A 14954-nucleotide genomic window follows, 5' to 3' on the forward strand; every position below is an offset into this window, starting at 1 on the left:
GATGGATATTTCGTCGCAATTGCAAGGCAGAATACACACTATGGCAGTGATTTGCGAACATGATATTCCGCAAGGCAGGGACGCATTCCAGCAATGGCTAGAGGCAGCTCAGGAATATATCGTCCCCGCGTCCCCATCATCCGAGCCAGAATCCATGACGCTTTCGCAACGGTTGAATTTCGGCCCCGAACTTCCTCGTCCAGTGTGGGCCATGGCCGTGAGATACTCGTTATTCCTGCTCGAACGACTGGCACCCGGCGAGGGAGTGGAAGTGCGCGTGGCCCCGTGGGGAGCCATAAAAATCCTCGAAGGACCGGCATCTGATCCGCACAATCTCACACCTCCCGACGTCATCGAACTGGATCCCGACGTCTGGATGCGTTTGGCAACGGGAGTGACAACATGGAGTGAGGAGCGAGAAGCCGGTCGTATCAGCGCAATGGGCGAGCGCGATGATCTAAGCGATCTGTTGCCCTTGCGAATGCGATAAGGCACAGCCTTGCTCAACACTTGGCATGTCGGAATGCCTCCGCTTATACGTGTGCCCGTAATGCATTCCGCACTACGGGCACAACTCAGCAATCGCAGCGATTACTCCGACTTCGGCCTTTTCAAGGCGCTTGGCATCGGCATAGGAATCGGCCTATGCGGACGCGGCTTTGGCATATCTGCCTTGTTTTCGGATTTGGTCACCGGCATTTCACCGCTGGTGGCCTTCGCAGCGGCTTCCGCCGCCCATTTTGCATATTCATCAAGATCATCATCACCGGGTGCCGACACTTCTTGCTCGTCCTCAACGGCTTCGGCCTGAGACTCGTACCCGTCCTCACCGTCCGCAAACGGATCAAACGACCCCACGCCCGGTTCCTGCGCGCTCAGCTCCTTGGCGAGCTCGTCGTAATCGGTATCGGTTGTCAGATACTTGAGCTTACGGGCTATTTTCTGCTGTTTCGCTTTCTGACGTCCGCGGCCCATCTGACCCCCTGTAAATAATTACGGTAGCTTTCAATTCATCACATTAGAGAGTACCACTTGTTCGGCACTGTTTCATTGTCTTCTTGAACTTTTACGATAAAAGCAATATTTTGAACGGTTTTACTATCCCATCAAAGGACTGTGCAATGACGGATGAACCTCAGATGACTGCGGCCGGCAATGAAATGAGTGCCAGCTTCCTCGCAGCAAAGCAGCGTTCGGATGCAACTCTTGCCAAGTTGATCGAGAATCCTGCAAAATTCACCATGCTTACCGGCGATCGGCCTACCGGACGTCTTCATCTGGGGCATTACTTTGGTTCCATCCGCGAGCGCGTTGCCATGCAGGAGCGTGGCGTCAATACCAATATCATCATTGCGGATTACCAAGTGATCACCGATCGCGACACCACCGAACATATCGAAGACAATGTGCTCAATTTGGTGCTCGATTACATGGCGGCCGGCATTGATCCCGAAAAAACCATGATTTTCACCCATTCTGCCGTTGCAGCCGCCAATCAGTTGATGCTGCCCTTCCTCTCCTTGGTCACCGAGGCCGAATTGCACCGCAATCCTACGGTGAAGTCGGAGATGGAAGCTTCAGGCCATGCGCTTACTGGCTTGCTGTTGACCTACCCGGTTCATCAGGCTTGCGATATTCTCTTCTGCAAGGCCAATGTGGTGCCGATCGGCAAAGATAATCTGCCTCATGTTGAGATCACCCGCACCATTGCCCGCCGCTTCAATGAGCGGTATGCCAAGAAGAATCCGGTATTCCCCGAACCATCGGCAATCCTGTCCGAAGCGCCGGAGATCCCCGGCCTGGATGGGCGCAAGATGAGCAAGTCATATGGCAATTCCATTATGTTGGGCGCCACCGCTGAGGAAACCGCCAAACTGATCAAAAAGAGCCCGACCGATTCCGAGCGTCGTATCACATTTGATCCTATTGCTCGTCCGCAGGTTTCCGCTTTGCTGACCACTGCCGGTCTGGTTACCGGCCGCAAGCCCGAAGATATCGCAGAGGAAATCGGCGATGCCGGCGCCGGCGCATTGAAGGCATATGTTGTCGAATCGGTTAATGCATTCCTGGCACCGCACCGCGAACGCCGCGCAGAGTTGGCCAAGGATATGGATGCGATCCGCGATATTCTGCATGACGGCAATAAGCGTGCCAACGCCATCGCCGAGGAGACGCTGGATCAGGTTCGCAGTGCGATGGGAATGAAGTACTGAGCACGGTCTGATCCCATATTGCGAGGCGCACCTCGCAATGCCGTTCAATAAGCGCCGCACCTATTCGCTGGGTGCGGCGCTTTGCAATATCCGAATCGCGGAAGCATTGCTATTCCAGAACGCTTCGAATCGAAGTATCACGCAAAGTTGACTTGCAGCATCACTTGCAGATTCTGGTATTCTCGCGGTACTTTCGCCCAGTTGTGGCTGATGGCAAGATATTATTCGATTGCCGCTAACCATCTTTCCGTATTATCGCAGTTGCATATTGCCAACGACATGTCAGACGTCATAGCGCCAACTCTTATCGGCGAGCACGCGTGCCATGGCCAAACCGATGGGCAAGCAGACGATAACCATGAATGCCCTGAATCCCCAATCCAGGGATTGCTGGATTTCATACTGTCCCAGATGGAACATGGCTTGATACATATACATTCCGGGCACCATGATGACAATGGATGGCACTGTGAGACATATGCGGGGGTAGCCCAGATACAGCGGCAACTTCCCATGGCGGACGGCTTGGCGCCAGGCTGTGGCCAGCAGTCCTGCAAGTAACGCTCCGATGAATGCCGCAGCCTCGGGGGGCATGCCGAAATCCACGAAAGTCAGTCGTAGCGTATCGGTAATGGCTCCGATGATTGCAGCCGTGTAGCACATGCGCTGCGGAGAATTGAAAAGCACCGAGAATCCCCAGACTCCGGCAAATGCCGCGATGAATCGTAATCCGGCATAGACCCAAGGATTCAGATTCAACGGTTCGAAGCCCTGAGGGTTGAGGTGGACGATAAGCGCCACCATCCATGCGGCCAGCGTTGCCATAAGAATCAACGATAAGGTGTAGAACATCCTCTGCACGCCCGAGGGGAAGTCCAATTTGGCAATATCCAAGCCACCGGTGATCAAGGGGAATCCAGGAATCACGAAAAGCATTGCACCTATATATGCAGTATCGTGCTGCAATGCCACCGGATCGGCCAAACCGATGAGTCGCAATGTGCCGGTGCACACCAGTGCGGCCACCGCAACGGATACGAAGGTGACGAAGAACTGATTCAGTCTGCGCGCGAACATCAGCCTGCGAAGGAAATGACCGATACCGGCACCGACGAAGGCACCAATCATATCGTATGGCCCGCCGCCCAGGAGGAAAACGAAGGCCGCGCAGGCGATGGCAGCTCCCAATGCGGAAAAGGCAGGGGTGTACAGAGGCTTGCGGTGCTCGATAACATCGAGGCGATCATGTGCCTGACGCACGGTGAGAGGTTTGCGTTCAGATTGGTCAGCACTGGAATTGCTCGCAATGTTCGGGGCTTGTCCGGCTTCAGAGGCATGTGTATCAGTGAAAGCTTGTTCACCGTTTGAGCTTTTCACATCATCGGAGATAGGGGATTTGCGGCCTTCGCTTGGCGTTTGACCTGCTATGCGACGCGCATCGAGTTCCGCCTGTTTCTGCTTGCGTCGTTGCCGTGCGGCTTGCACCAAGGATTTCTGCGCTTCAGGAGCGTCCATGCTTTCCATAAGCGCTTCAGAGACCGATGCCTTGGCGTGATACATTGAACCGACACCACAATGGGCATTGAACCAATCCGCAAAATGCTCCAGCAGCCAGATGCGTTCGGTGTTCACGCCGGTTGTCGGCAGATCAACCACCTCAGTGATGCGGTTCTTGCCATCGGTGCAGGCGGCTTCGATATTGGTGAGATTCACATCGGCCCGAACATGGACGCCCAATGGATAAGCAATGCGGTGCATCATCTCTCGCACGCGGAAACTTCCCGTTCCGGCCCCCAGATCCAGCATGCCTACTCGCACGATGATGCTGGCTTTTGCGGCAATGCCGGCTTCCTCTACCGGCTTGTCCCAGTCACGCTCAATGTCTTCCATGTCAAGGGGAATCGCGTGGGAATGGTATTTGCGTACTGCGGTTGCGTTGGCATTTTGATTGTGCTGATCGGCTGGAGAACTCACAATACTAGTAGTAGCGTATGGTCTGCCCACAATGTGAACAGGCCTTGTCCATTCCTTATTTCCCTGTGTCACGTCATCAGCAATGCCCTATTTCGATGGCTCACAAATGTAAATTACCGCAGCGATGATGTGTTCTATATACATCGATGGAGTGCTGGAATATCGCTGGGTTATCGGCTTTTGCGTTTCTTAATGGTCTCGGTGAAATTCATATGAACAATGAAGATGTTGCAAAACGCATTGTCTCATATTTTTGCCCAAATATCGAACTAATTTCCATAGAAAAAGTATTTCGTAACATTTGTGTCAAAGTGTGAGTCCTACAATGTGCTATGCAACCGCTGAATACGAGGCTGTGGGCTCGCAACGGACGGCCAAAACAACCACGGAGGAGCCGTGGAGGACCGTCAGACCGAGCAACCTTACATTCGGTAAAGGAGGTCTGATGACAACACAAGAGGAACAAATCACTCCTGCGGACGCCACGATTGTGGCTTCTGGTTTGGGGACCAAGGGTCCGGAGGAGCGCACACTTCCCGATTCATTGAAGCATGACATGGATTTGTGCCTGCAAACCCTTCGCGAAGTGCTTGATGAATTCGATCCCGAATTGTTGTCCACTTTTGACACTGTGCTCAACTATGCAGTGGAAGCCAGCGCCGAGCACTTCTCCGGCGTTCTGGTTGATCCGGATCCAGATAACGATGGCCTGAAGAAAGCCGTCGAAATCATCGATGAGATGAATCTGCATGACGCACAGCTGTTGGCACGCGCATTCGCCACGTATTTCCACTTGGCAAATCTGTGCGAGGAGAACTACCGAGTCTCCGTTCTGCACCAGCGCGAGTCCGAAGTCAACGAGAATCAGGCAGTTGATCCGATCAATGAGATGACCCGCGCCTACCACCAGCTGCTTGCCGAGATGGGACCGGCAAAGGCCAAGGATCTGCTTGAGAAGCTCGAGTTCCACCCTGTGTTTACGGCACATCCGACCGAAGCTCGCCGCAAGGCCGTGGAAGGCAAGATCCGCCGTATCGCAGAGCTGCTGAGTGCGCACAAATTCCTCGGAGGAACGGATAAGAAGGAAAACTACCGTCGTCTCTTCAGCGAGATCGACGCGCTGTTCCGCACCTCCCCAATCGCTTTGAAGAAGCCGACGCCAGTCGAAGAAGCCAATACCATAATCGATATTTTCGATAACACCCTCTTCAACACCATCCCGGCCGTGTATCGTCGTTTTGACGACTGGCTGCTTGGCGACCGCGCAGGCCTCGTTGAACCGCAGTGCCCGGCATTCTTCCACCCAGGAAGCTGGATTGGCTCTGACCGTGATGGAAACCCGAATGTCACGGCCAAGGTGAGCCGCCTTGTCGCCCGCAAATTCAGCGATCACGTCATTGCCGCATTGGAAGAGTCCACAAGGAATGTCGGACGCAATCTGACCATGGAGTCGGATACCACGCCGGCAAGCCCTGAACTCGTGAACCTGTGGAACCACCAGAAGGAAATGAGCGAACGCCTCACCGACAAGGCTTCGCTGATCTCCACCAAGGAACCGCATCGCGCAGTCATGCTGGTTATGGCCGATCGCCTGCACTACACCATCGACCGCGACGCCGATCTGATGTATCACACCTGCGAGGACTTCATCAAGGATCTGAAGACCGTGCAGCGTTCGCTCGCCGACGGCAATGCACGTCGTGCCGCCTACGGCCCGTTGCAGGATCTGATCTGGCAGGCGGAAACCTTCGGCTTCCACATGGTGGAGATGGAGTTCCGTCAGCATTCCGTGGTGCATTCCCGCGCATTGGAAGACATTCGCGAGCACGGCCGCCACGGTGAGCGTGGTCCTCTGCAGCCGATGACCCATGAGGTGCTGGACACCTTCCGCGCACTGGGCTCTATCCAGAAGCGCAACGGCATGAAGGCCGCTCGTCGCTACATCATCTCCTTTACCAAGTCGGCGCAGAATGTGCGCGATGTATTCGAGCTGAATCGTCTGGCATTCTCCAATCCAAAGGATGTGCCGACCATCGACGTCATCCCGTTGTTTGAGCAGTTGGAGGATTTGCAGAACTCCGTTGATGTGCTCGAAGAGATCATCAAGATCCCTGAGGTGCAAGCTCGTCTAAAGGCCACCGGCAACAAGATGGAAGTCATGCTGGGCTATTCGGATTCCTCCAAGGATGCCGGCCCGACCTCAGCTACTTTGGCACTGCATTCCGCACAGGAACGCATTGCGAAGTGGGCAGAGTCGCATGATATTGATTTGACGCTATTCCATGGTCGCGGCGGTGCCGTTGGCCGCGGTGGCGGTCCTGCTAACCGCGCAGTTCTGGCTCAGCCAGTGGGTTCGGTGAACTGCCGCTTCAAGCTCACCGAACAGGGCGAGGTCATTTTCGCACGTTACGGCAACCCCGTTCTGGCCATTCGCCACGTTGAATCGGTTGCAGCGGCAACTCTGCTGCAGTCCGCTCCAAGCGTGGAGAAGACCAATACCGAGATGACCCACAAGTATTCGGATATGGCTGCCGCCTTGGATGAGGCTGCCCACAACCGCTTCTTGGATCTGCTCAATACAGATGATTTTGCACCGTGGTTCTCCACTGTGACGCCATTGAGCGAAATCGGCTTGCTGCCTATCGGCTCACGCCCGGCTAAGCGCGGACTCGGCGCCAAGTCGCTTGATGATCTGCGTACGATTCCGTGGGTCTTCTCCTGGGCACAGGCTCGCATCAATCTGGCAGCATGGTATGGCCTCGGTTCTGCCTGTGAAAAGTTCAACGATCTCGATACTCTTCGCAAGGCATACGAAGAATGGCCTCTGTTCAGCACATTCATCGACAATATCGAAATGTCGCTGGCAAAGACCGACGAACGCATCGCCAAGATGTATCTGGCTCTGGGCGATCGTGATGACCTGCGCGACAAGGTGCTCCAGGAGATGGAGCTCACTCGCAAGTGGGTGCTCAAGATCGTCGGAGACGAATGGCCGTTGCAGCACCGCCATGTGCTTGGACAAGCCATCCGCATTCGCTCCCCTTATGTGGATGCGCTTTCGGTCACTCAGGTACTCGCACTGCGCTCCTTGCGTCGCAAGGTGGATAAGGAAGAACTCAGCCAAAGCCAACAGGCAGAGTTCATCTACCTGATCCTATGCACGGTGTCCGGTGTGGCTGCAGGCCTGCAGAATACCGGCTGATTCACGCTGAATATCGCGAAGGGCGGTGGGTTCTCTTGCAGAGCCCACCGCCCTTTTGTATGTGATACGTATTTGGATTATTGGCACGCGCCGCCTTCTGGCATTGCTATCCATATAGGCAAATCCCAGGGTTACAGGCCAAATCCTACGCAGGCAGTACACGTATAGACTGCTCAAAAAAACTGTGCACCTCAATCGAGCAGATCAAATTGAGGTGCACAGTCAATACAGATTCGGTTTACAACTGTCCGACAAGATTCAGGCTTGGGGCGATGGTCGCCTCGCCTGGCTCCCACTTGGCAGGGCATACCTGGTCGCCGTGCTCATACACGAATTGGGATGCCTTCACGCGGCGCAGCAGCTCGTCGGCGTTGCGGCCCACATTCGACGAAGTGACCTCGTATGCCACAACCTTGCCTTCAGGATTGATGATGAAATCGCCGCGCTCTGCGGTTCCGTCAGCCTCGTTATACGTATCGAGGTCCTTTGCCAGCAAAGCGGTAGGATCAGCCAACATCGGGTAGGTTATTTTGGCGATATTTTCGCTGGCATCATGCCATGCCTTGTGTGCATAATGCGTATCGCAGGATACTGAATAGATCTCGCAGTCAAGTTTCTTGAATTCCTCGTATTTGTCGGCCAAATCCTCAAGCTCGGTCGGACATACGAAGGTGAAATCGGCTGGATAGAAGAAGAACACAGACCAATGGCCCAGCACGTCCTTCTTGCTCACCTCGCGAAAATCGCCATTTTGAAAGGCGTTTACGGTGAAATCAGTTATTTCGTGCTGCAGAAGAGTCATTTCGCTACCTCGCTGTCATTCATACTTCTGAACATTCGGCATATTGTCTGCCTGAATGCATGCGTGGTGCTGATGCCCTTCACAACGGCATCAGCCGTATTGCACTCTCTATCGTAGTCTTTGCGATGCAGATTGCCACAGAGAATCCTGTGGGGATACTCACATTGATTGCAATGGGATATCGATGTATATAGGGGTTTTTCTCACCCGATAACGAGACTGTCACCATCAACCCAAACTCATATCGTCCTCTCTCACCGCCTTATCTCCTCACACCGCCCTCTCATCCACTCCTCCGCCATAACCATCACGCCGAGACTCCTCTGGGTTCACCAACGTAGTACGATGAACACTGTCAAGGAGGTCACTATGGATAACGCCCAAGCATCTGAAGATCGCGAAGATTTCTCCTCATCAACCGCAAACGCGACCTGGAGCAGGCTGCTCGCAGGAAACAGGCGCTTTGTTGAAGGCAAGGTCCAACACCCGTGGCAAGACAAAGAAACACGCAATTCACTCATCGAACGCCAGAATCCTGATGCGGCCATTCTGTCCTGCTCTGATTCCAGAGTGCCTCCGGAGATCATATTCGATGCGGGTCTTGGCGATATTTTCGCCGTGCGAACCGCTGGACAGATGATTGATGATGCAGTGCTGTCCTCGCTTGAATACGCAGTTGACGATCTGCATGTCAGCCTACTGATAGTTATGGGTCATGAAGGATGCGGCGCAATAAAGGCCGCCGTCCAAGCCTTTGAACAACTCGGCCCCCAGGGCATCGCTGAATCCGATTCCTATATTCTCCACGCAGTCAGCCCTTCAGTGATTCAGGCTCATGAGGCTGAACTGGACGACAGCGCTGATATCGAGCGAGTGCATATTGCCCGCACTATTGAGCATCTGGTCGAGCGTTCCACAGTTATTCGGGAGGCGCTCTCCGAGGAGCGTCTGATGATTGTTGGCGCTCGATATGAGCTGACCACAGGCAAGGTAGAGGTATTGAGTTTCTAGCCACCAGCATTAACCGCAACACTGCCGACATTCTCGAATTCCGCGCTTAGCATCCGCCACGCGCACGGTTTTCCCCATCTCTTACACTGGGAAGCATGTCGCTCGGTTTGAACATAGTGTTGGTTTTCATCTTCCTGCTTGTCGGATCGATTTTCGCCGCAACTGAGCTGGCCTTGGTCAGCCTTCGCGGTTCGCAAATCGATCAGATGGAACAGGAGGATGCGCGGGGTGCACGGGTCGCCAAAATCGCACGCGATCCCAATACCTTTTTGTCAACAGTCCAAATTGGTGTGACTCTCTCTGGCTTCCTGTCAGCTTCATTCGGCGAATCCTCGATCTCGCCATCGTTGGTGCCTATCGTGGAAAGCTGGGGGGTGCCCACCAATGTGGCCGCGCCACTCACCACGATTGTGCTCACCTTGGTGATTTCCTACTGCTCTATAGTCATCTCAGAGCTTGTGCCAAAGCGCATCGCCATGCAGCGAGCCGAACAGATTGCCAGGGCGGTTGTGCCCGCAATCGATGTATTCGCCAAGGTATGCAAACCCATAATTTGGCTTATCGGCAAGAACACCAACGGCATCGTGCGTCTGCTTGGCTTTGATCCGTATGAGACGGAAAGCGAAGTTTCCGATGAAGAACTCCGCGTCTTGGTGAATACCAATACACGCCTAAGCAAGGATGAACGCACCATTCTTGACGATGTTTTCGATGCTTCTGAAACCATCGTGGCCGAGGTTATGCGCCCCCGCGCCGATGTTGTGTTCCTCGAAGGATCGCAAACCTTGGAAGAGGCAGCAGCATATGTGCGCGAAATGCCATACTCACGCTATCCCGTCACAGGCAAAGACTTTGATGACGTGCTCGGATTCGTGCATGTTCGTGATTTGCTGGATGTGCGCGATCCTAATGCCTCAACCGTTGCCGATGTGACACGTGAAGGCATTTCCCTGCCTGGCACATCACGGCTCCTGCCCAGTCTTGAGCTCCTACGCAAGCGCGGGATTCACCTGGCCGTGGTTATCGACGAATATGGCGGTACTGACGGCATCGTGACCTTGGAAGATATGACCGAGGAACTTGTGGGCGATATTCGTGATGAATATGATCTGCCGGAGGAAAAGGGCGGCGAGCGCACCGAGCGCACTGCTTTCGTCAATGGCGTTGCCACTATCGAGGGCGGTATGACCATTGAGGACTTCGCTGATTTGACGGGGATTGAGCTTGAGGATGGCCCATATGAAACCGTGGCAGGCTACTTCCTCGCACATACTGGAAAAATGGGTGCAGTGGGCGATGTGCTGCATTCTGATGACGGCTACGATATGGTGGTCACCAAAGTCGAGGGACGGCGTATTGACACCATTGAAGTGCGCAAGCGCGATCTGAGTCAGCCTCCTGTGCTGTTGAACGCTCCACATGCGGCCGACGATTCGCATTCCGACCAGTCCGCTCAATAACTGGTATCTCGGCCAAGTAGATAAGCACTAAGTAGGGGGACGCCTCAATGAGTGCAGGCGCCCCACTCAGATGGATGCGCGTTCTTCGAGGATAAAGACTGTCCAAGATCTGCCCCGCGCATATGGCCCGCTCATATGGCACAGACTCACTGCGAACTCATTCTTACGGCATTTGGTTATATTCGGGCAACTTGCCGTATTCCACCGAGCAGAAGGCCGCAATAGGACGACTGGCTTCACTTGGGTTCGGCTTATAGCGGAGCGTTCTCATAACCCTCAGCAGCTTCATTGACTAGAATGGGTGTTGTTTACATCCATTGGATAGAAAGGATGATCCATATGTCACTCTCATTCATCGTTCCCGGTTTGGATGAAGCCACTTCTGAGAAGGTAATCGCCATTCTGCAGAACCGTTTGAGCCAGGAGCAGGAGGCCGCTCTGGTGCTCAAGCATGCGCACTGGAATGTGAAGGGACCTAATTTCATTGCCGTGCATGAGATGATCGATCCCGAGGTTGATTCCGTGCTTGCTCAGGCTGATGAGACCGCGGAACGCATTGCAACGCTGGGTGGATCTCCTGATGGCCGCGCCGATTCGGTGATCCGTCACCGTACCTGGAAGGAATTCGATCTTGAGGGACGCCAGTCCACTGAGGATTATCTCAAGGCCCTGATTGAGTATTACGATTCCTTCATTGCTGATGACCGCAAGGCCATTGCCGAACTGGATGAGCTGGATGTCATCAGCTCCAATATCATTCAGGACCATGTGCAGGAGCTCGAGAAGTTCCAGTGGTTCATGCGTAGCCATCTGGGCTGATTCCAGCCATTAGAGCGCAAGGCAAATCGGCTGCGGGGCAATGAGGACCCGCTGATTTGCCTGACGAAGCGTCGTATGCCGTTATCTGGCATGCGGCGCTTTCGTATCTTCCCCAGTACTGCTGGCCATACGCCATAAGCGATACGCAAGATACCGATCTAGGCATGAAGAGCCGCGCATACGTGATTGCAGCCGATGCCGCCGTGAATCTGCATCATATTGCAGTGGTAATTTACGCTGCTTTACCTGAATAGATGGAATCACCTTAAGCTCGAATGTCGTCACCGTTCAATGACAACGCTATTCCTCATCCCTCGTGTATCGCATACACAATGCGACATCCATTTCGCTGTTTATGACACGAATATGAGATATCCATACTATGTGCAAGGCTTGGCGCAGAAAGGATTCAACGATGAACTACTCTGTGCAGGACATGCTTCAATCCGTCCTCGATAAAGCTGTGGCAGACGCGGACGTCGCTGGCGCCAGTGTGCTCGTCATGCAGCATGGTCAGGAACGTTGGTACGCGCAATCAGGACTGCGGTCCATTGAACGAAACGAGCCGATAACGAGAGACACCATTTTCCGCTTATATTCACAATCCAAGCCGATAACCGGTGCTGCTGTCATGTTGCTTGTGGAACGCGGAATCATCGATCTTGTGGAGCCAGTGAGTGCATATTTGCCGGGTTTCGTAGGGCAAGTCGTGCATCTTGATCGCAATGATACGTTGAGCAGCGGCGTTCCTATGCAGAAGAATGACGATACCGGAGTAGCCGCAGGCAATGCAGATGCTATTGTCGAAGAACCCGTGCAACGTGCCATGACGATCAGGGATCTGCTCACCATGACTTCTGGTTTGGTATATCCCGATGCAACGTTTGAAGCCGGACGGATTACCGCCAAGCTCTTCGATGAATTAGGAGACCGGCTCTATTCGGACAATCCCATGGGAACCGTGGAATTCGCCAATCGTCTCGGTCAATTGCCTCTGCGTTTTCATCCTGGCAGTCATTGGTCATATGGAACTTCGGCTGATGTCCTCGGCGCGGTTGTTGAAGTCGCTTCCGGCATGCGATTCGGGGATTTCTTGCAACAGGAATTCTTCGGCCCGCTGGGCATGACCGATACGTCTTTCTTCGTGCCGGCCGATAAGCAGCATCGTTTGGTTGCAGCATATGACAATCCCAAAGACCCTGTGAATGCCGTAAATAGAGGTCACGTGCTACGCGAAATACGCACCGATCATTTGGGAATCCCATATGCCGCCGACCATGCACCCGCCTTCGAATCAGGCGGAGCCGGCCTGCGTTCCACACTGGATGACTATGCGAAATTCGGGCAGATGCTCATTAACGGAGGCGAGCTCAATGGTGTCCGTATTTTCCAGCCCGATACCGTGCGCATGATGACCACGAACGGCTTAAAGGAAAGTCAGCGTCGCGACTTCTCCGATTGGATGCCCGCACATGGATACAACGCATTGATGGATGTCGCCATTGAACCTGGACTGGCCGACGAAAACTGCCATCTCGGAGAATACGGTTGGGGCGGATGGCTCGGATCCTATTTCTGCAACGATCCGACCACAGGAACCACGTTCCTTGTGATGATGCAGCTGACGAATTCAGGGACGCTGCCCTTCATCCGCAAAATGAAGAATATCGTGTGGTCGCATGTGTCGTAAACTCTGCGGGTATGGCTTGGAATACTAAGTATTTGCAAGCCATACTCGCGTTTCGATTTTGCGCGGGATGCAGTCAATATATGATCCGACGAATGCTGAAATCTGTCTTCCACTGCACTCTCTGGACGAGTGGCGAGGAAGAAATGGCATCGGTATCGGCTTTGGCATTTTGCCGGGAAGCAGGTGTTGCCAAAGCTGAGACCGTGCTCACCAAAGCACCATGCGATTGAGTTCGCGACGCCTTTGACGCCAATCTGGAAGATACCGATCCATATGACGTTGAAACTGTTCTCCGTGGCCTCTCGCCCACAAATGTGTCATTTCGTGAACCAGCACATATTCCAAATATCGGCTTTCCATCAGGCCGAGTTGCAAGTTCAACCGAATGCGACCTGTGGCTGGTGTGCATGACCCCCATCGCGAGGTCATGAGCCTCAGGGTGATATGAGTGGGCCCGCGGCCTATTATTGCGCCCCAATGATCCAGCAATTGAGGCAGCTGCGATTGGATATTCTGGGCAGCCTGTTGTTTTGTTGACTCAGACCATTCAATGTGCTGCGTTGCAGAAGTTTGTGGTGAATCAGTGCCGCCTATATGCTCGATCGCATTTTGATATGCAGCGCGTACTCGCTTTTGCTGTTGCAATATCCATGACCTACGGCTATGAACAAAGGATGCAATGGCTGCGTCTTTCATCCTGGTCGGTGCTGATATGACGATTTCGCCATGGGGTGGTTTCACGCGCAAATACATATTCTTGATGGGTTTGCGCACCAAGGAAACGCGCAATCCATCTATGTCTAGTTTTTGTTGGTTTGGCAATGTTGCTCTTTCTTACACACAATGATGCATATAGCCTACATCGCCGTGTCCGATTCTCTGCGAGGATAGTTGCCGGACGATGTGTCTGAATATTGCTCGTATGGCAGATAATTCGTGGCCGTGAGTTTATTGATACCTCTTTACTGACATCTCACTTGGACAGAAAACGCTGGTATTGCGGATCCTCTCTTTCCCTTGTAGTCTGCAATACAGACGGGAGCCATATGATTGCGCGACACGCGCATGTTTATGAATTGACTTTTATTCATGAGATGGTATTCTCTTCACTTGTGCGCTTTTGAAGCGTCAAAAGCGGGCCCGTAGCTCAGGTGGTTAGAGCGCATCCCTGATAAGGATGAGGTCGGAGGTTCAAGTCCTCCCGGGCCCACGCAGAAAACTTAAGCGGCTCTCGCCGCTCTTTTTTTCAGCACGGGGCTATAGCGCAGCTGGTAGCGCATCTGCTTTGCAAGCAGAGGGTCGCCGGTTCGAACCCGGCTAGCTCCACAGGAATAGTTCAACAAAAACCCTTGGAATCGGCTGATTTCAAGGGTTTTTGTTTATTTTCCACCGCCCTAAATCAGCTCTAAATAAACGCAAATCAATCGATTTAATCGCACAAGTATCGCACGAACGGTGCATAGACGGTGCACAAGAGATGCAAAATTCGGGTTATAGGCCAAATTGTGTGTCTGGTGGTGGTTTTATTCGGTGGCGTTTGGGTATCTGGTGCTGGTGTGGAATTCGTTCCAGTCGATGCCGGTTCCGTATCGGTTGGGTATGCCGAACGTTTCGTATGCGCCTTGGGGGCTCCTTTCCCATGCCAGCCTGTGGAGTTCCTCGATTTTCTGGTCGGTGAACGCGTTTTCCACCAGCCAGGATGCGGGTTCGGGATGTTCGGTGCGTTGGTGGCACCACCAGCAGATCGCCTTGATCCGGCGCACCAGGCTCAGTCCCCTGTGAT

Annotated in this window: 13 protein-coding genes, 2 tRNA genes and 1 pseudogene; 11 read left to right on the forward strand and 5 right to left on the reverse strand. The window is 53.5% G+C overall.

Going from position 1 to position 14954, the window contains the following annotated elements:
- The first annotated feature begins 40 nt into the window (after positions 1–40).
- The gene (locus BITS_RS00175; RefSeq protein WP_026642680.1) at positions 41–490 is read left to right on the forward strand and encodes a sterol carrier family protein; all 450 of its coding nucleotides are present in this window, start codon (positions 41–43) and stop codon (positions 488–490) included.
- A gap of 101 nt (positions 491–591) precedes the next feature.
- Here the strand turns inward: BITS_RS00175 and BITS_RS00180 are convergent, their stop codons facing one another.
- On the reverse strand, positions 592–975 hold the full coding sequence (locus tag BITS_RS00180) for a DUF3073 domain-containing protein (protein ID WP_026642679.1): 384 nt from the start codon (positions 973–975) through the stop codon (positions 592–594).
- Between the two features lie 146 nt (positions 976–1121).
- Here BITS_RS00180 and trpS point away from each other — a divergent pair, with 146 nt between their 5' ends.
- Positions 1122–2213, forward strand: coding sequence for a tryptophan--tRNA ligase (trpS, locus tag BITS_RS00185; RefSeq protein ID WP_026642678.1), 1092 nt, complete (start codon positions 1122–1124; stop codon positions 2211–2213).
- A gap of 282 nt (positions 2214–2495) precedes the next feature.
- On the opposite strand, the gene BITS_RS00190 is transcribed toward trpS, so the two are convergent.
- The gene (locus BITS_RS00190; RefSeq protein ID WP_081693592.1) at positions 2496–4103 is read right to left on the reverse strand and encodes a threonine/serine exporter family protein; all 1608 of its coding nucleotides are present in this window, start codon (positions 4101–4103) and stop codon (positions 2496–2498) included.
- A 529-nt stretch (positions 4104–4632) separates the two neighbouring features.
- On the opposite strand from BITS_RS00190, the gene BITS_RS00195 reads away from it, so the two are divergent.
- Positions 4633–7389: a phosphoenolpyruvate carboxylase gene (locus BITS_RS00195; protein ID WP_026642676.1), complete on the forward strand. Its 2757-nt coding sequence runs from the start codon at positions 4633–4635 to the stop codon at positions 7387–7389.
- Positions 7390–7627: 238 nt separating this feature from the next.
- Here BITS_RS00195 and ahpC read toward each other — a convergent pair whose 3' ends face one another.
- The gene (ahpC, locus tag BITS_RS00200; RefSeq protein WP_026642675.1) at positions 7628–8191 is read right to left on the reverse strand and encodes an alkyl hydroperoxide reductase subunit C; all 564 of its coding nucleotides are present in this window, start codon (positions 8189–8191) and stop codon (positions 7628–7630) included.
- Between the two features lie 369 nt (positions 8192–8560).
- Here ahpC and BITS_RS00205 point away from each other — a divergent pair, with 369 nt between their 5' ends.
- From BITS_RS00205 to BITS_RS00225, 5 genes are all read left to right on the forward strand, one after another.
- A complete protein-coding gene (locus BITS_RS00205) occupies positions 8561–9202 on the forward strand; it encodes a carbonic anhydrase (RefSeq protein WP_026642674.1) in 642 nt (213 codons plus the stop codon).
- Positions 9203–9297: 95 nt separating this feature from the next.
- The gene (locus tag BITS_RS00210; protein WP_026642672.1) at positions 9298–10662 is read left to right on the forward strand and encodes a hemolysin family protein; all 1365 of its coding nucleotides are present in this window, start codon (positions 9298–9300) and stop codon (positions 10660–10662) included.
- A 339-nt stretch (positions 10663–11001) separates the two neighbouring features.
- Complete coding sequence (locus BITS_RS00215) at positions 11002–11481, forward strand: Dps family protein (RefSeq protein ID WP_026642671.1); 480 nt, start codon at positions 11002–11004, stop codon at positions 11479–11481.
- A 56-nt stretch (positions 11482–11537) separates the two neighbouring features.
- Complete coding sequence (locus tag BITS_RS00220; RefSeq protein ID WP_026642670.1) at positions 11538–11735, forward strand: hypothetical protein; 198 nt, start codon at positions 11538–11540, stop codon at positions 11733–11735.
- 161 nt (positions 11736–11896) lie between these two features.
- The gene (locus tag BITS_RS00225; RefSeq protein ID WP_026642669.1) at positions 11897–13171 is read left to right on the forward strand and encodes a serine hydrolase domain-containing protein; all 1275 of its coding nucleotides are present in this window, start codon (positions 11897–11899) and stop codon (positions 13169–13171) included.
- A 207-nt stretch (positions 13172–13378) separates the two neighbouring features.
- On the opposite strand, the gene BITS_RS00230 is transcribed toward BITS_RS00225, so the two are convergent.
- Positions 13379–13924 carry a M48 family metallopeptidase gene (locus BITS_RS00230; RefSeq protein WP_051264386.1) on the reverse strand — a complete coding sequence of 182 codons (546 nt, stop codon included), beginning with the start codon at positions 13922–13924 and terminating at the stop codon, positions 13379–13381.
- Between BITS_RS00230 and BITS_RS09180 the strand changes: the two genes are divergently transcribed.
- From BITS_RS09180 to BITS_RS00240, 3 genes are all read left to right on the forward strand, one after another.
- Positions 13851–14018: a hypothetical protein gene (locus BITS_RS09180; protein WP_162141993.1), complete on the forward strand. Its 168-nt coding sequence runs from the start codon at positions 13851–13853 to the stop codon at positions 14016–14018. The two genes, BITS_RS00230 and BITS_RS09180, sit on opposite strands and share 74 nt — an antisense overlap.
- A gap of 289 nt (positions 14019–14307) precedes the next feature.
- Positions 14308–14381: transfer RNA gene (locus BITS_RS00235), tRNA-Ile, on the forward strand.
- Between the two features lie 43 nt (positions 14382–14424).
- Positions 14425–14497: transfer RNA gene (locus tag BITS_RS00240), tRNA-Ala, on the forward strand.
- A 197-nt stretch (positions 14498–14694) separates the two neighbouring features.
- Here the strand turns inward: BITS_RS00240 and BITS_RS09040 are convergent.
- A pseudogene (locus BITS_RS09040) lies at positions 14695–14954 on the reverse strand (IS256 family transposase); the annotation flags it as partial.

Source organism: Bifidobacterium tsurumiense, from assembly GCF_000741765.1.
Taxonomy (GTDB): Bacteria; Actinomycetota; Actinomycetes; order Actinomycetales; family Bifidobacteriaceae; genus Bifidobacterium; species Bifidobacterium tsurumiense.